This is a genomic window from Candidatus Poriferisodalis sp., assembly GCF_965198245.1.
Taxonomy (GTDB): domain Bacteria; phylum Actinomycetota; class Acidimicrobiia; order Acidimicrobiales; family Poriferisodalaceae; genus Poriferisodalis.
This window is the reverse complement of the sequence record NZ_OZ240249.1, coordinates 887,019-906,120: the sequence shown is the minus strand read 5'-3', so window position 1 is coordinate 906,120 and position 19,102 is coordinate 887,019. Positions and strand designations below refer to the sequence as shown.

Genomic DNA, 19,102 nt, shown 5'->3' with positions numbered 1-19,102 from the left:
GCAGCGTAGTCACCTGCGGGCTAGCGCATGAAAGCTTGGCGTCCAGCGCGGCACCCGGTTGTGCCCCGGGGCTCAGGGCGTGGGGCCGGTACGGCGAATGACCTCGGGACGGATCATCAGCCACAGCGTCATGCCCGCCAGACCCCCGCAGGCCATCAAGATGACCGCTGTGCGAGCACCGAGCTGCTGGGCCACTTCGCCGAGCACGTAGGTGCCCACCGGCAGAGCGCCGATGGCCATGCTCAGCAGGCCCATCGCACGGCCCCGCATCTCCTCAGAGACGGTGGTGAGCACCAAGGTCGACTGTGTGGCGGCAAAGAGTCCACTGCCGCAGCTCGCCACATACAACGTGATTGCCGCGATCAGGAAGTTCGGCGACAGCGCCCACACGATCAGCATCGCCATGGCCACGAAAACGCCGAACGTGTAGGCGAGCCCCCAGCGGCCACTGCCCCACTTGGCGGTGACCAGCGATCCAGTGATCATGCCGAAGCCGGTCATCGAGCCGATGATCCCGATCTGTGACGCCGTGGCATCGACCTCGTCGCCGATGAGCTGCACCGCGGGGAAGTAGGCAAACATGAAGAAGTTCGCCATCACGGTGACGCCCAGGATGCTGAGCAGGCCCCGGTTGGTGCGGGCCAGTCGCAAGCCCGCACGAAGCTCAGCAAGCGTCGAGTTTCGCGCAGGCTCCGGACGATGAGATGCCCCGCCGAGGGGCACGACTTCAAAGATCCGGTCCGCCAGAGCATCGGACCATCGATCTGTTGCTGCGGGCTCTGGTCGGGCTGGGGGCACCCGCGGCACCCACATGAGCAGGAACAGGCCCACACCGAGCATGGCAGCCACTCCGAGGAAGGCCGCCCCTACACCGGCACGGTCGGCGACGGCACCGCCGAGCAGCTGCCCAGCGGCCACGCCGGATGCGAGCGCCATCGTCTCCCACGCCATTGCCTTGTGCAGCCGGTGCGGACCGACGATGTCGAGCACCAGGGCGCGCCGGCTTGTCATGTCGACGACCCAGCCGATGCCCGCGAAGAGCAGGAACGGGAACAGCAGCAAGATGCCCAGCTGGTCGGACCGTTCGGCGAACCCGATGACGGCGACGAAGGGCACCAGCAACGCGGTCTGGAGCCGCACGGTGCGGCGGCGGTCGAACCGGTCCGAGATCACCCCGCCGATGGCACCTCCAAGCAGCAGCGGCGCCCACATGACCGCACCGGTGAGCTGCACCATGCGGGGCGAGTCGGTGATCTGATTGACGTGGTAGCTCGCCAGAAAGGCGATCGCCCAGCGTCCCCAGTGCCAGCACAACCCGCTGAACCACAGCGGGGCGAACCCGCGTGCGGAGAACGCCCCGCCGCCGCTGAACTCGGACTCGAGGCGCGGCGCCTCAGTGACGGCCGCACCCCTGCGCATCAGCGCGGCATCCTACGAGCGAGCGCGGCGAGGTGCCCGTTCCTGCCGGCGGATCAAACCGGCACGACCGACACCGGCACGCCATTGACAGCAGCGTTGCCAGACGGGACGTCCACAAAATCCGGGGGGACGAGCACGTTGTAGTTGACGCCTGCGTACCTGCTGGCCACCGACTGGCGGGTTCCCGGCTTGTCGTGGCCCCAGCCGTGAGGCAGCGACACCACGCCGGGGTACATCTCGTCGCTGACCTCCACGCGCACCTCGACGGCACCGCTGGACGACGAGACTCGGGCAACCTCGCCGTCCACCACGCCGGCGTCCGCGGCATCTGCGGGATGGATGAGCAGCGTGCAGCGATCCTTGCCCCGCACCAGGACCTCCACGTTGTGCATCCAGGAATTGTTGGAGCGAACGTGGCGTCGGCTCGTGAGCACCAGCGAACCGGCTGGTCGGTCGAGGCGCCCGGCAAGGCGCTCGATGTCGGCGGTGATGCGTTCGGGGGCCAGATCGACCTTTCCGTCGGGATGAATCACGATGTTGTCGACTTGGGGGACCATCGGGCCCATGTCCAGCCTGTCGGGCAGATCCCGCAGTTTGTCGAGGCTCAGCCCGTCGGGATTCTCGCCGTAACGGTCTCCCCATGGACCGGTGCGCACGGCCAAGTCGTTGATCCTCTCGGGACCAGGGTCAGGCGATGCGGCCAGCGCCACCGCCGGATCCGCGCCCGTCAACTCAACGAGCGCGGAGAAGTACAGGTCGTCGAACTCGGCGGCGTTGACGTCACCCATCCCAGCGCACATCGCTCCGAGCCGGGTCAGGATCTCCCACTCATCGGGTCGACCATCAGCAGATGGGAACAACGGGGGCGCATACTTTGCCGCTGAGCGTGTGGCCCAGCCCCACAGCATTTCGGAGTAGAAGGGCTGCTCCAGCGCCGCGAGCCCCGGCAGGACGACATCGGCATGGCGGGACGTCTCGTTGAGTGCATTGTCCACCGAGATCATCGCCTCGAGCTGAGGCAGTGCGGTGTCGAGCCGAGTGGACTCGGGGGCTGAGAGCACCGGGTTGCCGCCCACCACGACCAGCGCCTTGATCTGGCCCTCGCCGGGCGTGTCGATCTCCTCTGCGAGACATCCCATCGGGAACTGCCCGAGCACTTCTGGGGCGTTGCGGACCCTGCTTGACCAGCGCCCGAAACCCGACTCGAAGCCCCAGTCCTGCTGGAGCATCGACCACGCCACGGGTTTCGACCACATCAGCCCGCCGACTGCGTCCAGGTTGGCTGTGAGCGCGCAGATCACATCGGGCAGCCACGACGCCAGCGTGCCGAAGTCCTGATTGCAGGTGCCGATGCGGGCGTACCAGACCGCTCGTTCAGCGGCAGCGAACTCGCGAACCAAGGTGCGGATCGTCGAGGCGTCGGTGCCGCACGCCTCCGCGACCCTCTCTGGCGGGAACTCAGCGGCTATGGCACGGACCTTGTCCACTCCCTTGAGGCGATCAGCCAGATGTCCCAGCCGCACGAGACCCTCATCGAAGAGCACGTTCACCACCGAGAGCTGCAGCAGTGCATCGGTCCCAGGTCGCACCGGCAACCACTGGTCGGCATGGGCGCAGGTCTCGCTGCGGCGAGGATCGATCACCACCACCTTGCCCCGCTCGCGCACCTCGTCCAAGGCAGCGGGAGCCCCTGGGCGAGCCATGAAACTGCCTTGGCTGGCAGCGGGGTTCGCGCCTTGCACCACCATGAAGTCGGTGCGATCGATGTCGGGTACAGGGATGCGCCAGGCGTGCCCGTACATCAGCTGGCAGCTCACGTTCTTGGGCCACGTGTCGACCGTGGCAGAGGAGTAGACGGTGGGCAGACCGGCCAGTTGCAAGAACATGCCTGCGTACCGGCTGATCGAGTAGTTGAAGCCCGCGGCGTTGCCGATGTAGCCCTTTGACCAGACGTCGTTGTGATTCGTCCTGATCAGCTTCACGTCGCCGTCGGCGTGGTGCACCTCGAGTCCGCACATCGCTTCGCACAACGAGCAACTCCGGATGTGAATCTGGCGATCGGTCATGCGAGCCTTTCCCGAACGGAGGCGAGGTGTCTGAGATTATGACCCGGTCTGGGTCGCAGCCCGCTTTGAGGGTGCAGCGGTCCTCGAACGAGCGAGACGGATGGCTGCAGCGGCCGTGCGGAAACCGCTAGCTGGCCCGCCGCACTCTGCGCTCGACGACCTACTTGACGCCGCGGCAGCAGCCTGGACTGCTCGTCAATTCGTCGCCGGACACGCAGCCCACCTCGGTACTGCCGCTGGTCACGTCCGTATCGACGACGCCGGCTATCCGATGACCATCGTCGTGTGAGCAACGGAGGAGCTTGGCGCGACTAGGTGTGACAACCGGGGACGTTGCCGGGCCAGAGGCGGAGAGTGCCCGCCGGACCATCCCACTCAATCTGGAACTGCCGTAGGACATCGAGTCCGATCACCATGTCCTCGCGCAAGTTTGGGGCCCGGGCCACGACGAGGCGCAGCGGTGGCATCCGGATGCCACCGGAACCAACGAACTGGAACTCAGCGGCGTAGCAAGGTGCCATGCTTGAACTGAGTGCTGTGTGTAGCTCCACGGAGTGAAGAGTGTCGAGCGAAAGCGCATCTGCCGTCGCTTCGCTGATGAGAGACATAGAGGTGCCGGTGTCGATGAGGCCATTTCCGCGTACCCGCGGTGGCAAGGGCCGGCTATCCATCAGATGTGCTTGACGGCCTGCAGGTGTCACCGTGAGCTCGTATCCGATACGCGCCCCACTCGCGGTTACCTCCGCTTCAATCGGCGTCGGAGACGCGATCAAGTCGATGTCAGAAGCCGGCTGGCCGGATGACGAGCGGTTCGTCGACCTTCACGATTTGCTTGACGCAGAAGCGACGATGCTCGGAATCGAGGTAGCCCGCATCAATCGCGTCCCACTGTCCGTCAAAGACCTGGAGTTCGGGCACCAAGCGAGAACCGCGATCGAGCAAGAGCGCCCACCGGTCCTCGTGTTCCGCCACAAGCTTGGCACGGAGCCAGTTGAACCGTCCTTCGAGCCGCACCACAACCGAATCAAGCAAGGGATCTGGCGACATGCCTCCGAGGTGCAGTTGCAACGAAGGACCCTCGGGCACGGGACTCATGTGTGCATCTTCGCATAGGAGTCTGGGCGGTCAATCGCAATTATCGCGTTCGCTGAGGTCGCTGCTCAAACTGACGGACCGCACTCCTCGAGCGTGCCGGAGGCCCAGGGGCGGCGAAGCTGTGCCGTTCCTGTTTGGAGGCGCGGAGGCAGCTCGCCCTGCAATCATTGTGAACTGTGATCGGCGAGCCGAGCTGGACGATTGGTATCGAGGAGGAGTACCTCCTGGTCGACCAACGCACCGCTGCGCTGGTGCAGACACAGCCTTCCGGCTTGATCGAGCGGGTCGCAGGGCTTCGCCATGGTCTGGTGAGTCCCGAACTCTTCAGCTCCCAACTCGAGATCGGCACCGGCGTGTGCGAGGACATGAGACACCTGCGCGCCGATGTCGGCCTGTTGCGCCTCGCGGTGACCGAAGCCGCACATGAGCACGGGCTGGCGCCGATCGCCGCTTCCACGCATCCGTTCGCTCATGCGGATCAACTGCGCATCACCGACAAGGAGCGCTACCAGGCGCTCGCGGCCGACCTGCAGGGCGTGTCACGCCGGCTCATTATTTCGGGACTGCACGTCCATGTCGGCATCGAAGACCCCGACCTGCGCATCGACCTGATGGGTCAGGTGGCCCACTTCTTGCCCTACCTGCTGGCGCTGTCGACGTCGTCGCCGTTCTGGCAAGGATCCGACACGGGCCTGCGGAGCTACCGAACCGCGGTCTGCCGAACACTGCCCCGAACTGGCCTGCCGCCGAGATTTGACTCGTGGGCCGAATTCAGGCAGCACGTCGACGTACTCGTGCGAGCCGGTGTCATCGAGGACTCCTCCAAGGTGTGGTGGGACATCCGGCCCTCAGAGCGATACCCCACCTTGGAGATGCGGGTCACCGACCTCCCGACCAAGATGGAGGACACGGTCGCCATCGCTGCTGCCTACGCCTGCCTGTTGCGCATGCTGTGGCGTCGGCAGGAGGAGAACCAGCCCTGGCCCGACTTCGGCAACTTCCTGATCGGCGAGAACCTGTGGCGCGCACAGCGCTACGGCATCTCCGACCATCTCATCGATCTTGCCAGCGGCACGCTGGTGCCCTGTGAGCAGGCCGTGGAGCAGATCGTCGAGCTGACACGCCCCGACGCGGAGGCGCTCGATTGCGTGACTGAATTGGAGCACCTGCGGACCATCTGCTCCCGCGGAACCTCGGCAGACCGCCAGCTCGCGACCTATCGCGGAGCGTTGGACAACGGTGCCTCCGATGACGAAGCCTTGGCCGCGGTTGTCCAGATGCTCATTGCGGACACTCTGGCGCCGCCGGAGATCGAGGCCTGAAGCAGGGCAAGCCCAACGACGCCTTGGCTGCCGCAGCGCCAAGTACGTTTGCGCCGTGTACGGCATCGCGGTGAGCGTCACGGCCTGCCTGCGCGGGCGAACCCGGGTTGACGTGGCCTGGAACCTGGATACCGCCGTCACGCCGCGATTCGACCCCGCGGATGCCGTCGGCATCACCCCCGGCGGCGGCAAGCTCGGCACGCTCCTGGGCGGGGCCCTCGACAGTCGACTCATCGAGCTGGCCTCAGCGAAGCCGACGAGCGGGCGAGTCGTCGAGATTGAGCTGGACGCCATCGAGAGCCTCGCAGTCGGCGTCGAGGCGGGCACGGTCGTCCGCATCCTGATGGCGCCGGCCGACACGCTCCCCGAAGAGCTGTGGGATCAGCTGCTCGAACGCCGACGTGTCACCCTCGTGGCCGAACTCGACGGCGACATGGTCACCGCGACCACGATCTCGGGTGACGGCACCGCAGAGAGCGCAGATAGCTCTGTCGTGTTCGAGACCGGCTCAGTGTTGACGACCTGGTGTCCGCGGCCGACCCTGGTGGTGATGGGATCGGGTCCCATGGCCGCTGCGGTGGCGGCGGCCGGCGACTTCGTGGGCTGCAACGTCCAGCAGTGCACCGGGCCCGACGCCGCGATCGGTCTGGCCGGTGCCCTGTCCCCGCTCGACGGCATCGTCGTGATCGGCCATGACATCGAGGCAACGGGCCGAGTGCTGCTGGCGGCGGTGAACTCGCGGGCCGGCTACATCGGCTCCGTGGGTCCGCAATCGATCCAGGCGGCGAGGCTCGACTGGCTTGCCTACCGGGGTGTCACCGACACCAATCGGATCAGCGCGCCGGCCGGCATTGACATCGGCGCTCGAACGCCGAATGAAGTCGCTGTCTCGGTGCTCGCCGAGATGATCGCCGTACGGCAGCATCCAGCGTCGTGACGGGCTCGAAGATCGAGTTCTGCCGCCCGCGGCTACCATCGACGCAGTGACATCGACGGATCCGATCCTGACGAATACAGACCCGAACGCCGAGCCGCTGCCTGTCCCCGAAGACATGTGGCAGGGTGCCGACGACGTCGATCTGGATGCTGACTGCAGTCCCACCAAGGTGTGCCGTAACGCGCGTGACTTCACATTCGACGGCATCGCTGAAGACGACGAGGACCTCGCCACGTCATGGCGGAAACTGCTCGAGCGCGAGGGCAAGTCATCCCCTGACGGCACCACAGTGCGCGATCTGGTCCTCGGTCCGAAATCAGGAGACTGAGGCCGGCGACATCCCGGCCTCCAACGGTGAGCGACCAACCCCGCGACGACGCGCCGGCGACTGTTGCCGACCTGCAGGCACAGCTTCGCTCGTCTGGCTACTTGGCCAGCCGCGGCCTGGCCACGGCCACCCTGATCGGGCTGCGGCTCGGTCGACCCATCCTGCTTGAGGGCGAGGTCGGCGTCGGCAAGACCGAAATGGCCAAGTGCCTCGCCCACATCGGCGGGCGGCAGCTCATCCGGCTCCAGTGCTACGAGGGCATCGACACCCACCAGGCCCTGTACGAGTGGGACTACGCACGGCAGATGCTCCACGTCCGGGCGCTATCGGAGAGCGAGCTCTCAGATGCCTCGACGGTCAGCGGCCTCTACAGCCCTGAGTTCCTGATCGAACGCCCGCTCCTCGCGGCGGTCCGGGCCGGAAGCAAAGCCGTGCTCTTGATCGACGAAATCGACCGTGCAGACGACGAATTCGAGGCGTTCCTCCTGGAGCTGCTGTCAGACTTCCAGATCACGATTCCCGAGGTCGGCACGATCGCCGCCGACGACCGACCGGCCGTGGTGCTGACATCGAATCGCACACGGGAATTGCACGACGCCCTGAAGCGAAGGTGCCTGTATCACTGGATCGGCTATCCCACCTTCGAAGAAGAAATCGAGATCGTGGGTTTGCGTGCGCCTGATGCGGTCGAGGCGCTCGTGCGCAAAGTTGTCGCGGCGGTCCAGCGACTGCGGGACATGGACTTGGTCAAGCTTCCCGGCGTCGCGGAGACACTGGACTGGGTGGACGCGCTCGGCGTGCTGGGCACCTCCGAACTCGACGCGGCGTCGGCAGCCGACACGCTCGGCGCGGTCATCAAGGATCGCGACGACCTCGAACTTGTCGAAGCCGACCTCGACCGTGTTGTGGCCGATGCTTGACATCGGTGTCGTTGCCGATGCCTGACATCGGTGCCGTGGCCGATGCCTGAGACGGGTCCCGGGGCCGTACACGAGGCTGGCTCACCGTCGCTGGAGATCGTGGCGCGGCTCGTCGGTTTTGGCCACGCGCTGAGAGACGAGGGCCTGCCGGTGGGCTCCGACGACGTTCTCATGTTCTGCTCAGGGGTCGCCGAGCTCACACCTTCTGACCTCACCGACGTCTATTGGAGCGGCCGAGCGACGCTCGTGCATCGCCGCGAGCACCTGCCGGTCTTTGACGAGGTATTCCGCCGCTATTTCATGGGCCTGCGGTCGCCCCGCTCCCCCGAACCCGAACCGCACGAACCGGTGACGCAAGGACTGAGCGGCACGCTGCAGGTTCCTGACAGCGAACCTGGCGAGCAGGCCGGCGATGACCGACCGATGGTGCTCGGACTGCAGGCATCGGGGGTCGAGATCCAGCGTGACAAACGATTCGCCGAGTGCACGCCCGACGAATTGGCAGTGCTGCGGCGGATCATGACACGGATCGGGCTGGAGCCGCCTCGACGCCGTACACGACGGCGGCAGCCGGACCCGTCGGGCTCGCGGCTCGACATCCGGCGCATGGCCCGCGAAGCCATGCGAATCAGCCACACCGCACCCGATCTGCGCCACCTGTCTCGATCACTGCGACCCCGGCCACTCGTGCTCATCTGTGACGTCTCGGGTTCCATGGCCGACTACTCGCGCAACCTGTTGCAGTTCGCGTACTCGATGCGCCGGGCAGCCCAGAAAGTCGAGGTCTTTTGTTTCGGCACCCGGCTGACGCGCATCACGCCGGCGCTGGACCGACGCAACCCGGACGACGCGATGAAGCTCGCTGCCGCCCGTGTGCTCGACTGGGACGGCGGCACGCAGATCGGCAAGTCGCTGGACACCTTCGTCCGCAAGTGGGGTCGCAAAGGCCTCAGCCGGGGCGCCACCGTCGTTGTCTGCTCCGACGGGCTTGACCGCGGAGACCCAGCCGTGCTCGCCGACGCAATGGAACGCCTCAGTCGGCTCTGCCACCGGATCATCTGGATGAACCCGCTCGTCGGCGACGACATCGATGTCCCACCGAGCACGCTCGCCATGTTGGTCGCGGGCCCGTTCATCGACACCCTCGTATCCGGACACGACCTGGCCAGCCTCGAGTCCTTCGCCGCCAAGCTGCCTCATATCGGCTGATCGGTATGAGCAAGTGGAGCGTCTCCATCCAGGCAGAGGGCGACCGGCCCGTCGAACTCAGCGAGGTTGTGGCGCTTGCCGACGCGGTCGCGCCGCTCGGCGGCATCGCATCGGGCGTCGGCGCGATGGCGTACGGCGGGCAGATCGTGATCGAGGCCGAAAACGCCGACATCGCCGTCGAAGCGGCAATGGAGGCCTTCGCCGCAGCCGTCGAGACAGCGAACCTTCCGGCTTGGCCGATGACACGTGCTGAAGTGATCGGCGAGGACGAGTTTGAGGCAGGCGAGTACGGACTCGACGAATGATCCGACCCAAGTGATCCGGCCCAGATGATCTGCCCCCGATGATCCGACTGGGTTCGCTCGCCGGGTACCCCTTCGAGGGACCACGGGTGCTCGGCGGCTGGACGCCGCCTGCAACAGCGGCCGTGTTCGCGATCCTGTACCGAGCCGATCCCGACGGCCAGCCATACGACTACGCCGTGCTCGACGTTGACCACGCGGACAACCTGGCTGTGGCCGGGCTGCCGTTCGGCCACCCGCGCGCCAAGTGCTGGGAGCGGCGCGCCGGCAACAAGTGGAACCTCCACATCTGCACCTACGAAGTTCCGGGCGGGTTGCCATCGCATCGCGAACAGATCGTCCACGAGTTGATCGCCATTTACCGACCCGGCTGCGCGCCCGACCAGTTCGACCAGGTGTGGGAGGACGAGTGGATCGGCAGTTACCGGGCTCCCACCGCTGGCCCACTCACGACCACGCGCGATCCTGCTGGTTCGAAGGGGCGAACCCCTGAGCCGGACGCGAGCTGACCGCTGACGGCTATCCGGTGCCGTAGCCGACGGCGTCGTGAAGCCGACTGCGAGCTGATCGCTGACGGCTACTCGGGGTGGTAACCGACGGCGTCGTGGAGCCGGCTGCGGCGCGTGCCCATCGCGGGCCGGGCCGGCGCAGGCTCGCGAGGCTCGGGGTCAGGTTCATACGTGGCCCCAGCCACGATGCCTTCGGCCATGCCGTACAGCAGCGGCAACGCTCCCGCGATGACGCCGCTGGTGTTGTTGATGCGCTCGACACCAGGCTCGACGGCTTCGGCGTCTGCCTTGATCTTCCACACGATCTGCGAGCACTCTTCCAGCAACCCGGCAATCCGGGTCAGCTGGCTTCCCACGATGAACAGGTAGAAGGCCAACCCGGCGATCAGCAGGCCGATCAGGATGACGGAGAGAACTACAAGTGTCGTCATGTGCGCACCTTGTCGAGAACGCGGCCAAGGAACAGGTGGTGTTCGAGGCCTTCGGTCAGAACCGCATCGACCCCCTCGGCGGTCTCTGCGATGAGGGCGGTGTCGCCGGTGTTAGCGGCGGCACGCTCGAGCGTGCCCTTGATGATCCTCACCCGCCGCTCGATCGTGCGCACGAGCAGCACCAGCATGGTGAGCAGGGCAACGACAGCCACGATCACGACGAAGCCGCCGATGATGACTCCCCACCACAGGTTCTCCTGGGTGTCGGTCAACCCCAGTAGGTCCATCTCAGCCTCCTAACCGGGCCCGACCACGCTTCAGGCCGGCGACGATTGTCGATGCCGACTCGATCGTGGTGTTCAACTCCGCCAGCGACGCCGTGTTGGTGACCGCGTCTTCCAGCGCTGCGTTGATCTCCGATGCCCGATTGCCGATCGAACGAGCCAGCATCAGGATCGGCACGACGAGCGCGACCACCGCGATGACCGCGACGATGCCGATGACGTAGCCGATTATCCACCCGGTTGTCGACTCTTGAGCGAGTAGCAGTATCACGGCATTCCCTCCCTCAGATCGATTCGCAGAAGTCCCGCACGGGCTTGAGCGTCGAATTCACCGACGGCAGCACGGTCGGGACTGTCGAGGTCTGGTCGGCGATGACACCAACACCGCCCGCGACCGCGACGAGCGTGCTGTGGACCGCCCGCAAGTGGAGCGCCACTCGCAGCAGCCCGACAGCGGCAGCCACGATGATCAGGCCGCCGATGATGACAGTGACCCAGGCAACAGCAGGCATCAGAACTCCCTTCAGCCCAAGAGCTTCCCGACCGAACCGGCGTAGCGCACCGCACCGTCTGCTACCTCTTCGATCGTCTCGTCAGTCGTTGCAAGCAGATCCCGCGTGGTGTCGAGTTCTCCGATGACCGCCACACCCCCAGTCAGGATCTCGTCGCTGGCTTTGCGGATCCGCTCGATGGCAGCCAGTACCCGGTTCAGCAGTGCGACTGCCACCGGCACTACCACAAGCAGCAGAATCAGGTTTCCAATCCACCAGAGCACAACAGCCTCCTCAGACGGCCTCGGGGCGGTAAGGCAGGGCGAATCGACGTAGAACGCGCGCGAGCCCCATTCGCGCGGCGCGCACACCGATGGCAACGCCGCCGGCGGCTTGGGCTTGGCTGAGGGGATCGGGGTCACGGCCCGCCGCGATCGCAGCCAGTCGGTTCTGCACGTTGGCGGCAAAATCGTTCAGCAGCACTGCGGTGATGTCGCTCACCAAGCCACGCCCATACTGCGCGGCCGGCCCGGAGAGCTGCAGATCCATGGCGACGTCGACGGTGGTGCCGTCCGCAGCCGGGGCAAGGCTTACGTCGAGTGCGAGCGTCGCTTCGCCCCGGCCCTTGCGATCGGCGCCGCTGGCAGCGACGGAGATCGTGCGGGCCTCAACGTCGCGGTGGGTGATCTCAGCGCCGCCGTCGAAATCCATCTTGATCGGACCGAGACCGATGGACACCGTGCCGCCGAAGCGATCGTCTCCCAGCTCGGTGGTCAGCTCCGTGCCGGGCAGGCACGCGGCAACCTGCGGGACGTCACCGAAGAAGTCCCACACAGCCTCCAGGGGCTGAGCGACCCCGAACTGATTGGTGATCTCCATCAGGCGACTCCCTGTTCACGCGCATAGGCCGTCCGGCACCCTGCACAGCAGAAGTAGAAGACCTCGTCTCCCACCTCCAGTGAGACAGCAGCCGGATCGATCTGGACCGTCATGCCGCAGACAGGATCGATAGCCGTGGCTGTCGTGGGCGCTTGGGGGGTGACCGGGGCAGCGAACGCACCCTGTGCTCGCAATTGCACCAGCTCGGCCAGGATCGACACAGCGACCTCTTTGTGAGAAGTGCTGCCGAGATCCAGTCCTGCCGGGACCCGTAAGGTGCTGAGTTGGGCTTGGTCGGCCCCCTGAGCAACGAGCAGCGCACGCACGCTCTCTCCCCTGCGGCTGGACGCGACGAGGCCCACATAAGCCGGAGCCGCCTTGAGCGCGCCCCCCAGCACGTCTTCGTCGCCGTGTCCTTGGGTGGCGACGACGACGATCGACTGCGGTGTGAGCAATCCCTCGCTGAACTCGGAGCCGGTGACCAGCTCGACACGCCAGTCGAGTTGACTGGCGAGCGCCGACAGGGTCGTCGCCATCGGCGAGCTTCCGACGATCACCAGGTGCGGTACGGCCACGACGGGCTCCAGATAGATCTGCAAGGCGCCTTCGCTCTGGCACGACATGGCCACCGCGGTCGTGCCTTGGGGGAGATCGCCGAAACGATCGCTCGCGCCGAGCGCCAGCAACCGCGGCGTCCCGGCTTCAAGCGTTGCGATGGCCTCCCGGATGAACACCGGCTCAGCGCATGCGCCGCCGATCCAGCCGTAGATCTCGCCCGAGGCCGTGTAGATGGCACGAGATCCCTGCTGCCCCGAGGTCGGGGCTTCGCGCCAGACAACCGTTGCCAGCACGAATGCCTCACCGCTGCGTGCGAGTTCGATGGCCTGTTCCAGGACGCCCCAGCCTGCGACGGCCCCGCCCTCGACGGCCCTGTGCTCGGCAAGAACGGGTTCGCTCACGGCTCTGTCTTCACCGGCGGTGCGCCGGAGATGTCGTGACGCAGGGTGATGGCCTCATAGACCCGATCAGGCAGCAGCGGCATGTCGATATTGCGCACGCCGGTGTCGGAGATTGCGTCCATGACGGCGTTGACGAACGCTGCGGGACCGCCGACGGTGGCGCATTCCCCGATGCCCTTGGCCCCGATGGGATGGTGCGGGCACGGGGTCACCACCTCGTGCAGCTCGAAGCCCGGTGTCTCCCAAGCCGTCGGCAACAAGTAGTCCATGTAGTTCGAGCCGATGCAGTTGCCGTCCTCGTCGAAGGTGATGAATTGCATGTTGGCCATGGCATATGCCTCGGTGAGGCCGCCCATGATCTGGCCCTCGACAATCATCGGGTTGATGCGCACACCGCAGTCGTCCACGGCCACCACCCGCAAGACGTCCCACACGCCGGTCTCGGGATCGACCTCGACGGTCGCGATGTAGCAGGCGAACGGCCACGTCAGGTTGGGAGGGTCGTAGTAGGCGTTGTTCTCAAGGCCCGGCTCCATGCCGTCAGGCATGTTGCTGTAGGCGGCAAATGCGCAATCCTGGATAGTCACGCCTCGGTCAGGGGCGCCGCGAATCGAGAACCGCCCGAGTTCCCACTCGATGTCCTCTTCGGACACCTCCAGCAGGTGAGCGGCAATCTTGCGGGCCTTGGCGCGGATCTTGCGCGACACCATCGCAACGGCCGCCCCGGCCACGGGGGTGCTGCGCGATGCGTAGGTCCCCATGCCGAACGGGGCCGTGTCGGTATCGCCCTCCTCGACGAGCACATCTTCGGCCGGGATACCGAGTTCGTGGGCGACGATCTGTGCCCAGGTGGTCTCGTGGCCTTGACCCTGGGTCTTGGCACCGGTGCGCAGCAGCGCCTTGCCGGTCATGTGCACCTTCAGCTCGGCGGAGTCGAACATCTTGATTCCCAAGATGTCGTATTCCCGGCTGTTGCCGGCCCCGAGGGGCTCGGTCATCGTCGAGATGCCGATTCCCAAGAGCCGGCCCCGCTTGCGGGCATCTTCCTTCTGCCGCAGGAAGTCGTCGTAGCCGATCGCCTCGAGGCCGAGGTCGAGGCACTTCTGATACTGGCCGGAGTCGGTCAGGAACCCGTAGGGAGTGCGATGCGGGAAGTCGTCGTCTCGAACCAGATTGATCCGGCGGAACTCGGCCTGGTCCATGCCGAGGTCGTCGGCGGCCGCTTGCACCATGCGCTCCTGGAAGTACATGGCTTCGGTGACCCGGAAGGAGCACCGATACGCGACGCCTCCCGGTGCCTTGTTGGTGTAGACGCCCTGAGCGGTGAGGTGGGCAGCCGGGATGTCGTAGCAGGCAAACGCCGAGTGCATCAGGCCGATCTTGAACTTGCTCGGCTGGGCATCGGAAAAGAACGCTCCATGGTCGGAGTCGGTGTGCATGCGCACGCCCAGAATGCGGCCGTCGTTGCGGAGCGCCATCTCGCCCTTGAGGTAGATGTCGCGGCCGAATCCGGTGGAGATGAGGTTCCCGCTCTTGTCCTCGATCCACTTGACGGGGCTTTCGAGCAGGATCGAAGCCAGGATCGACACCACGTAGCCCGGATACACCGGCACCTTGTTCCCGAAACCGCCGCCGAGGTCGGGAGAGACGATGCGGATCATGTGCTCGGGCAGCTCGGCCACCAGTGCCACTGCGGCCCGGATGATGTGCGGCGCCTGGGTGGTCATGTACACGGTGAGCTTCGAGGTCGCCCGGTCGAAGTCCGCGATCGAACCGCAGGTCTCGATGGGCGACGGGTGAGAGCGCGGGTAGTGCATCTCGATGGTCGAGACCACGGCGGCCTCGGCGAAGGCCCGATTGGTGCCCTCCCGGTCGCCGACCTCCCAATCGAACACCACGTTGTCGTTCTGGCCGGTCTTGTCGTCGCGGATCAGCGGCGCGTCGGGGGCCAGCGCTTGGGTCGGGTTGACGATGGGCTGCAACGGTTCGTAGTCGACGATGATGGCTTCGCAGCCGTCCTTCGCGATGTAGGGGTCGTCGGCGACGACACACGCGACCTCCTGCCCCTGGAATCTGACCTTGTCCGTGGCGAGGACCGCCTGGGTGTCGTACGACAGCGTCGGCATCCACGCCAGATTCCGTGCAGCCAGCATGTCGCCTGTGAGCACGAGGCGAACGCCGGGGATCGCCCAGGCGCCGCTGACATCGATGGACCTGATTCGAGCGTGCGCCAAGGGGCTGCGGAGGATCTCCATGTGCAGCATCCCGGGCAGGGCGATGTCGTCGATGTAGTTGCCCTTGCCGCGGATGAAGCGGTTGTCCTCGACCCGGCGCCGGCTGGCGCCGAGGCCGCCGATCTTGATCTCGTCGAGCGCCATCTCAGCCCTCCTCTCCGGCCCCGTCGCCGGCGGCACTGCCACCAGCATCCGGGTCGTCGCTGTCGGGTGCGGCGCCGCCTAGCTTGGTGGCGGCCCACATCACCGCCTTGACGATGTTCTGGTAGCCGGTGCAGCGGCACAGGTTCCCGGACAGTGCCCAGCGGATCTCGTCCTCGCTCGGGTTCGGGTTCTCCTCCAGCAGGGCCTTGGCGCTGAGCATCATCCCGGGGGTGCAGAAGCCGCACTGCAGACCGTGCTCGTCCTTGAAGCCTTCCTGGATCGGATGGAGCTCGCTCGCGGTCGCAAGGCCTTCGACGGTGAGGATCTCATGACCGTCGGCTTGGACTGCGAACATGGTGCAGCTCTTGACGGGCACACCGTCGTACAGCACCGTGCATGCACCGCAGTTCGTCGTGTCGCAGCCGGTGTGGGTCCCCGTCATTCGGAAGCCGTTGCGCAGCAGGTGCGCCAGCAGCAGCCGCGGCTCGACGTCGGCAGCGCGCCGTTCGCCATTCACGGTCAATTCCACCCGGCGAACCGGCACGTCGTCACCAAAGCTCGGCGGGACCTCTTCGAACAACGTGCTCATGTCAGGCCGCCTTCTGTCCAGACCGCTGAATTTGCGCCCCGAGGCGTCTCACGAATGTCGCGACGACGTGGCGCTTGTAGTCGGCGCTTCCCCGGTGGTCGGAGCGGGGCTGGGCCGCTTCGGCGGCGAGCTGAGCCGCCGCATCGACGGCGTCGCTATCGAGCGACGTGCCGACCAAAGCCGCCGCTGCGCCCGAAGCGTTGATGGTGGCAGGCCCGACACCGGTCAGCCCGATGCCCGCCCGGGCAACACTGTCGCCCGACATCTCCACCGAGACCGCCACGCCGACGGTGGCGAAGTCGCCGACACGGCGTTCAAGCTTGAGGTAACCGCCGGCCCGGGTCCCACGCGCTGGCGGAACCACCGCCTCGACGGCGACCTCGTCGTTGGCGAGCACCGTCTGGAACGGACCGTCGATGAAGTCGTTGACCGGGATGGTCCGTTGACCGTTCGGGCCTTGGGCCACGATGGCTCCCTCCAGCGAGACCATCACCGAGGCCCAGTCGCCCTGCGGGTCGGCGTGGCACACCGAGCCGACCAGCGTCCCTCGTGTGCGCACGAGCGGGTCGGCCACAATGGGGGCCGCCGCAGCGATTGTGGGTTGATGATCGCCGAGCGTTGCCGATTTCTCGAGATCGGCGTGACGGCACAGCGCACCGATGCGATAGGTGCCATCGGCATCGGCCCGGTGGTAGTCGAGACCACTGACGCCGTTGATGTCGACGAGCATCGCCGGGGCGGCGAAACGCAGCTTCATCATCGGGATGAGGCTCTGGCCCCCCGCAAGGATCTTCGCCTCGCCATCAGCAGCGGCGAGCAGGGCTATGGCCTCGGCGAGTGTCGAGGGGGCTTCGTAGCGGAAGCGGGATGGATACATACCTCAGCCCCCCGTCGACTGCCCACCAGGTCCCTGCGGATCCGGCACAGCTCGCGGCATCGCCTCGGCATCGGGATCGGGACGTCGCTCCTGGTGGGGCGGCCAAGGCCCTTGGACCGGCTGTCCGGCGACCTTGAGATAATCGACAATTTGCGGCCACGCCCAGATCGTCGGGCCGGGGGCCTCGCGGGGCGTGCCCTCGATGACCTCGTACAGCCTCGGGTTTCCAGCACTATGGCCTGATGACTCGATCGGCATGGACTCCCCTTCCCCCGGAGATCCGGCCGTGTCTCTGCGGCACTGTGAACCTACCACTGACGGTGCTGGTGGCAAGAACGAAGCCCGATCGGCGGGCTTCACGTCTCGCTCGGCTACCCGCGCACCCATCGACCCGTGGGCACGGAATACTCATGTCATGGATCACAACGCTGTGAGTTCGCTGCTGGCCGCCGGATTCAACTCAGGGCCATATCAAGTGCTGCTGGTGATTCATTTGCTCACCGCCGGTTTCGGATTCGGCGGCGCAACGATGACTGCATTTGCAACACGCCGAACTATCAATGACGCGCTTGAGGATTCCCCCGAGTCGAACGAGCCCGTGCACCCAGCCGCAGCGGCGGTGGCGCAGCGATCCAACCGCTACGTCCTGACTCGCTTCGCGGACGTGTCGGTCTACGTTGCCGGTCTGGCGGGCTTCGCTGCGGTGTTGCTCGACGATCGCTGGGACTTCCGCCAAGGCTGGGTCACGATTGGCTTGGTCCTCTATTTCGCCTGGTTGGCCCTCGCGCACGGGGCCGTGCGGCCCACGACGCAGAAGCTGCTCGCAGCACTCGACGCCGGCAACAGCGAGCCAGCGGTGATCAGTGGCCTGCTTCGTCGCTGGCGCACGCTCGACGCAATGGCGAGCCTGGTCGTCGTGGCGGCAATCGCGGTGATGGTGACCAAGCCCGGCCTCTGAGCCCGCGGTCTCACAGCGACGCCGTGATCGCCTCGCGCAGGCGACGCCGAGCAATACGACAACTGGGCCGCGTAGCGTCGGCGCATGACCTCTGTTCGGCGGCACAAGGTGTGCGTGATTCCTGGCGACGACGCTGCGCCCGAGGCGATGTCGGCCTCGCTGCGCGTCTTGGACGCCCTCGACCTGCCGATCGAGTGGGACCACGTCCCAGTCGGCGACGAATTGGCCGCCCGCACACCCGAAGAGCGAGAAGCACTGGTCGGCGAGCACATCGACGCCGCCGACACGGTGCTGTTCGGCTCGTCAAATGGCACGACGCCAGGCGCAGGCTTCATGCGCTGGGGCAAGCGCACGTACGCCAACGTGCGTCCGGTCCGCTGGCGGCCGGGCTACGCCTCGCCGCTGGCTCGGCCCGAGGGCATCGATTACGTGATCGTGCGCGAGAACCTCGAGGACATGTACGTCGGCGTGATGGGTCCCGCCAAGTTGCTGCTGGATGCAGGGCTGACCGAAGGCCGCTCCCGTGTCCCGCCCGACGCCGCAAATGGCCGCTTCGCGGCAAAGATCATCACCCGGCCCGGCACGGAACAGGTCACCCGCTTTGCGTGCGAACTGGCATTGCAGCGAGGCGGGAAGCTGACCGTGTCTGCCAAGACGAACATGCTGCCCGCCACCGATCGCTGGTTCTGCGACATCGCTCGTGAGGTCGCCTCGGAGTATCCGGGCCTGGAATACGAGCAGTTCATCATCGACGACATGGCACACCGACTGGTCATGCGCCCGCACGATCTCGATGTGCTGCTGCTGCCCAACCTGTACGGCGACATCCTCTCCGACGAGGGTGCAGGCACCATCGGCGGGATGGGCCTCGCACCATCTGGCTGCTACGGCGACGACTGGGCCTACTTCGAATCGGCGCACGGCACGGCTCCCGATATCGCCGGGCTGGGCATCATCAACCCGACCGCCACGCTCGAATCCGCCGAGATGATGCTGCGCCACCTCGGGCTTGAGGCTCCAGCGGACCGGTTGGACCGGGCGCTGGAAGAGGTCTACGAACAAGGCGAGCGCCTGACGCCTGACCAGGGCGGCACAGCAGGCACCGAGGACTTCGCCTCCGCCGTCATCGACGTTCTCTAGTGCTGTGTC

Annotated in this window: 24 protein-coding genes and 1 pseudogene; 10 read left to right on the top strand and 15 right to left on the bottom strand. The window is 66.2% G+C overall.

Annotated features, from left to right (window positions below):
* Positions 1-72: 72 nt before the first annotated feature.
* Positions 73-1,419, bottom strand: coding sequence for an MFS transporter (locus ACOCMM_RS04215; protein ID WP_419551938.1), 1,347 nt, complete (start codon positions 1,417-1,419; stop codon positions 73-75).
* Positions 1,420-1,472: 53 nt separating this feature from the next.
* The gene (locus tag ACOCMM_RS04210; protein ID WP_419551937.1) at positions 1,473-3,485 is read right to left on the bottom strand and encodes a molybdopterin dinucleotide binding domain-containing protein; all 2,013 of its coding nucleotides are present in this window, start codon (positions 3,483-3,485) and stop codon (positions 1,473-1,475) included.
* A 94-nt stretch (positions 3,486-3,579) separates the two neighbouring features.
* Here ACOCMM_RS04210 and ACOCMM_RS04205 point away from each other — a divergent pair.
* Positions 3,580-3,774: pseudogene (locus tag ACOCMM_RS04205) on the top strand (DUF429 domain-containing protein); the annotation flags it as partial.
* 22 nt (positions 3,775-3,796) lie between these two features.
* Here the strand turns inward: ACOCMM_RS04205 and ACOCMM_RS04200 are convergent.
* Both ACOCMM_RS04200 and ACOCMM_RS04195 read right to left on the bottom strand, forming a co-directional pair.
* Positions 3,797-4,156: a retropepsin-like aspartic protease gene (locus ACOCMM_RS04200; protein WP_419551936.1), complete on the bottom strand. Its 360-nt coding sequence runs from the start codon at positions 4,154-4,156 to the stop codon at positions 3,797-3,799.
* A gap of 109 nt (positions 4,157-4,265) precedes the next feature.
* Positions 4,266-4,580, bottom strand: a complete 315-nt coding sequence (locus tag ACOCMM_RS04195) for a hypothetical protein (RefSeq protein WP_419551935.1) — start codon at positions 4,578-4,580, stop codon at positions 4,266-4,268.
* A gap of 179 nt (positions 4,581-4,759) precedes the next feature.
* On the opposite strand from ACOCMM_RS04195, the gene ACOCMM_RS04190 reads away from it, so the two are divergent.
* The 7 genes from ACOCMM_RS04190 to ACOCMM_RS04160 are packed head-to-tail and all read left to right on the top strand — an operon-like array spanning position 4,760 to position 10,107.
* Positions 4,760-5,902, top strand: a complete 1,143-nt coding sequence (locus ACOCMM_RS04190) for a carboxylate-amine ligase (protein WP_419554820.1) — start codon at positions 4,760-4,762, stop codon at positions 5,900-5,902.
* Positions 5,903-5,957: 55 nt separating this feature from the next.
* Positions 5,958-6,839, top strand: a complete 882-nt coding sequence (locus tag ACOCMM_RS04185; protein WP_419551934.1) for an XdhC family protein — start codon at positions 5,958-5,960, stop codon at positions 6,837-6,839.
* 46 nt (positions 6,840-6,885) lie between these two features.
* The gene (locus ACOCMM_RS04180) at positions 6,886-7,167 is read left to right on the top strand and encodes a hypothetical protein (protein WP_419551933.1); all 282 of its coding nucleotides are present in this window, start codon (positions 6,886-6,888) and stop codon (positions 7,165-7,167) included.
* 26 nt (positions 7,168-7,193) lie between these two features.
* Positions 7,194-8,087, top strand: a complete 894-nt coding sequence (locus tag ACOCMM_RS04175) for an AAA family ATPase (RefSeq protein WP_419551932.1) — start codon at positions 7,194-7,196, stop codon at positions 8,085-8,087.
* Between the two features lie 42 nt (positions 8,088-8,129).
* The gene (locus tag ACOCMM_RS04170) at positions 8,130-9,296 is read left to right on the top strand and encodes a vWA domain-containing protein (RefSeq protein ID WP_419551931.1); all 1,167 of its coding nucleotides are present in this window, start codon (positions 8,130-8,132) and stop codon (positions 9,294-9,296) included.
* Between the two features lie 5 nt (positions 9,297-9,301).
* Complete coding sequence (locus tag ACOCMM_RS04165) at positions 9,302-9,601, top strand: hypothetical protein (RefSeq protein ID WP_419551930.1); 300 nt, start codon at positions 9,302-9,304, stop codon at positions 9,599-9,601.
* 38 nt (positions 9,602-9,639) lie between these two features.
* Positions 9,640-10,107 carry a hypothetical protein gene (locus ACOCMM_RS04160; RefSeq protein ID WP_419551929.1) on the top strand — a complete coding sequence of 156 codons (468 nt, stop codon included), beginning with the start codon at positions 9,640-9,642 and terminating at the stop codon, positions 10,105-10,107.
* Positions 10,108-10,175: 68 nt separating this feature from the next.
* Here ACOCMM_RS04160 and ACOCMM_RS04155 read toward each other — a convergent pair whose 3' ends face one another.
* The 11 genes from ACOCMM_RS04155 to ACOCMM_RS04105 are packed head-to-tail and all read right to left on the bottom strand — an operon-like array spanning position 10,176 to position 17,253.
* Positions 10,176-10,538, bottom strand: coding sequence for a hypothetical protein (locus ACOCMM_RS04155; RefSeq protein ID WP_419551928.1), 363 nt, complete (start codon positions 10,536-10,538; stop codon positions 10,176-10,178).
* Positions 10,535-10,825, bottom strand: coding sequence for a hypothetical protein (locus ACOCMM_RS04150; protein WP_419551927.1), 291 nt, complete (start codon positions 10,823-10,825; stop codon positions 10,535-10,537). The genes ACOCMM_RS04155 and ACOCMM_RS04150 overlap by 4 nt, the downstream gene beginning before the upstream one ends.
* 1 nt (position 10,826) lies before the next feature.
* The gene (locus ACOCMM_RS04145; RefSeq protein ID WP_419551926.1) at positions 10,827-11,093 is read right to left on the bottom strand and encodes a hypothetical protein; all 267 of its coding nucleotides are present in this window, start codon (positions 11,091-11,093) and stop codon (positions 10,827-10,829) included.
* Positions 11,094-11,106: 13 nt separating this feature from the next.
* Entirely contained in the window at positions 11,107-11,334 is a 228-nt protein-coding gene (locus tag ACOCMM_RS04140) for a hypothetical protein (protein ID WP_419551925.1), read from the bottom strand.
* 11 nt (positions 11,335-11,345) lie between these two features.
* Positions 11,346-11,597 (bottom strand): hypothetical protein, encoded by a 252-nt coding sequence (locus ACOCMM_RS04135; RefSeq protein WP_419551924.1) that lies wholly within the window; start codon positions 11,595-11,597, stop codon positions 11,346-11,348.
* Positions 11,598-11,607: 10 nt separating this feature from the next.
* Positions 11,608-12,192: an SRPBCC family protein gene (locus ACOCMM_RS04130; RefSeq protein WP_419551923.1), complete on the bottom strand. Its 585-nt coding sequence runs from the start codon at positions 12,190-12,192 to the stop codon at positions 11,608-11,610.
* Positions 12,192-13,151: an XdhC family protein gene (locus ACOCMM_RS04125; protein ID WP_419551922.1), complete on the bottom strand. Its 960-nt coding sequence runs from the start codon at positions 13,149-13,151 to the stop codon at positions 12,192-12,194. Before ACOCMM_RS04125 ends, ACOCMM_RS04130 begins: the two co-directional genes overlap by 1 nt.
* Positions 13,148-15,529, bottom strand: a complete 2,382-nt coding sequence (locus tag ACOCMM_RS04120) for an aerobic carbon-monoxide dehydrogenase large subunit (protein WP_419551921.1) — start codon at positions 15,527-15,529, stop codon at positions 13,148-13,150. The genes ACOCMM_RS04125 and ACOCMM_RS04120 overlap by 4 nt, the downstream gene beginning before the upstream one ends.
* Position 15,530: 1 nt before the next feature.
* Positions 15,531-16,118 carry a (2Fe-2S)-binding protein gene (locus tag ACOCMM_RS04115; protein WP_419551920.1) on the bottom strand — a complete coding sequence of 196 codons (588 nt, stop codon included), beginning with the start codon at positions 16,116-16,118 and terminating at the stop codon, positions 15,531-15,533.
* A 1-nt stretch (position 16,119) separates the two neighbouring features.
* Positions 16,120-16,995 carry an FAD binding domain-containing protein gene (locus ACOCMM_RS04110; protein WP_419551919.1) on the bottom strand — a complete coding sequence of 292 codons (876 nt, stop codon included), beginning with the start codon at positions 16,993-16,995 and terminating at the stop codon, positions 16,120-16,122.
* Between the two features lie 3 nt (positions 16,996-16,998).
* Positions 16,999-17,253 carry a hypothetical protein gene (locus ACOCMM_RS04105; RefSeq protein WP_419551918.1) on the bottom strand — a complete coding sequence of 85 codons (255 nt, stop codon included), beginning with the start codon at positions 17,251-17,253 and terminating at the stop codon, positions 16,999-17,001.
* Positions 17,254-17,410: 157 nt separating this feature from the next.
* Here ACOCMM_RS04105 and ACOCMM_RS04100 point away from each other — a divergent pair, with 157 nt between their 5' ends.
* Complete coding sequence (locus ACOCMM_RS04100) at positions 17,411-17,953, top strand: DUF2269 family protein (RefSeq protein WP_419551917.1); 543 nt, start codon at positions 17,411-17,413, stop codon at positions 17,951-17,953.
* Positions 17,954-18,037: 84 nt separating this feature from the next.
* Positions 18,038-19,093 (top strand): isocitrate/isopropylmalate dehydrogenase family protein, encoded by a 1,056-nt coding sequence (locus ACOCMM_RS04095; protein ID WP_419551916.1) that lies wholly within the window; start codon positions 18,038-18,040, stop codon positions 19,091-19,093.
* Positions 19,094-19,102: the final 9 nt, after the last annotated feature.

Bases quoted from the DNA above. Each gene is read 5' to 3' on its own strand.
- ACOCMM_RS04215 (WP_419551938.1), bottom strand. From the start codon at position 1,419: ATGCGCAGGGGTGCGGCCGTCACTGAGGCGCCGCGCCTCGAGTCCGAG.
- ACOCMM_RS04120 (WP_419551921.1), bottom strand. From the start codon at position 15,529: ATGGCGCTCGACGAGATCAAGATCGGCGGCCTCGGCGCCAGCCGGCGC.
- ACOCMM_RS04130 (WP_419551923.1), bottom strand. From the start codon at position 12,192: ATGGAGATCACCAATCAGTTCGGGGTCGCTCAGCCCCTGGAGGCTGTG.
- ACOCMM_RS04095 (WP_419551916.1), top strand. From the start codon at position 18,038: ATGACCTCTGTTCGGCGGCACAAGGTGTGCGTGATTCCTGGCGACGAC.
- ACOCMM_RS04160 (WP_419551929.1), top strand. From the start codon at position 9,640: ATGATCCGACTGGGTTCGCTCGCCGGGTACCCCTTCGAGGGACCACGG.
- ACOCMM_RS04165 (WP_419551930.1), top strand. From the start codon at position 9,302: ATGAGCAAGTGGAGCGTCTCCATCCAGGCAGAGGGCGACCGGCCCGTC.
- ACOCMM_RS04105 (WP_419551918.1), bottom strand. From the start codon at position 17,253: ATGCCGATCGAGTCATCAGGCCATAGTGCTGGAAACCCGAGGCTGTAC.
- ACOCMM_RS04195 (WP_419551935.1), bottom strand. From the start codon at position 4,580: ATGAGTCCCGTGCCCGAGGGTCCTTCGTTGCAACTGCACCTCGGAGGC.
- ACOCMM_RS04150 (WP_419551927.1), bottom strand. From the start codon at position 10,825: ATGGACCTACTGGGGTTGACCGACACCCAGGAGAACCTGTGGTGGGGA.
- ACOCMM_RS04155 (WP_419551928.1), bottom strand. From the start codon at position 10,538: ATGACGACACTTGTAGTTCTCTCCGTCATCCTGATCGGCCTGCTGATC.
- ACOCMM_RS04200 (WP_419551936.1), bottom strand. From the start codon at position 4,156: ATGGATAGCCGGCCCTTGCCACCGCGGGTACGCGGAAATGGCCTCATC.
- ACOCMM_RS04210 (WP_419551937.1), bottom strand. From the start codon at position 3,485: ATGACCGATCGCCAGATTCACATCCGGAGTTGCTCGTTGTGCGAAGCG.
- ACOCMM_RS04100 (WP_419551917.1), top strand. From the start codon at position 17,411: ATGGATCACAACGCTGTGAGTTCGCTGCTGGCCGCCGGATTCAACTCA.
- ACOCMM_RS04110 (WP_419551919.1), bottom strand. From the start codon at position 16,995: ATGTATCCATCCCGCTTCCGCTACGAAGCCCCCTCGACACTCGCCGAG.
- ACOCMM_RS04170 (WP_419551931.1), top strand. From the start codon at position 8,130: ATGCCTGAGACGGGTCCCGGGGCCGTACACGAGGCTGGCTCACCGTCG.
- ACOCMM_RS04140 (WP_419551925.1), bottom strand. From the start codon at position 11,334: ATGCCTGCTGTTGCCTGGGTCACTGTCATCATCGGCGGCCTGATCATC.
- ACOCMM_RS04115 (WP_419551920.1), bottom strand. From the start codon at position 16,118: ATGAGCACGTTGTTCGAAGAGGTCCCGCCGAGCTTTGGTGACGACGTG.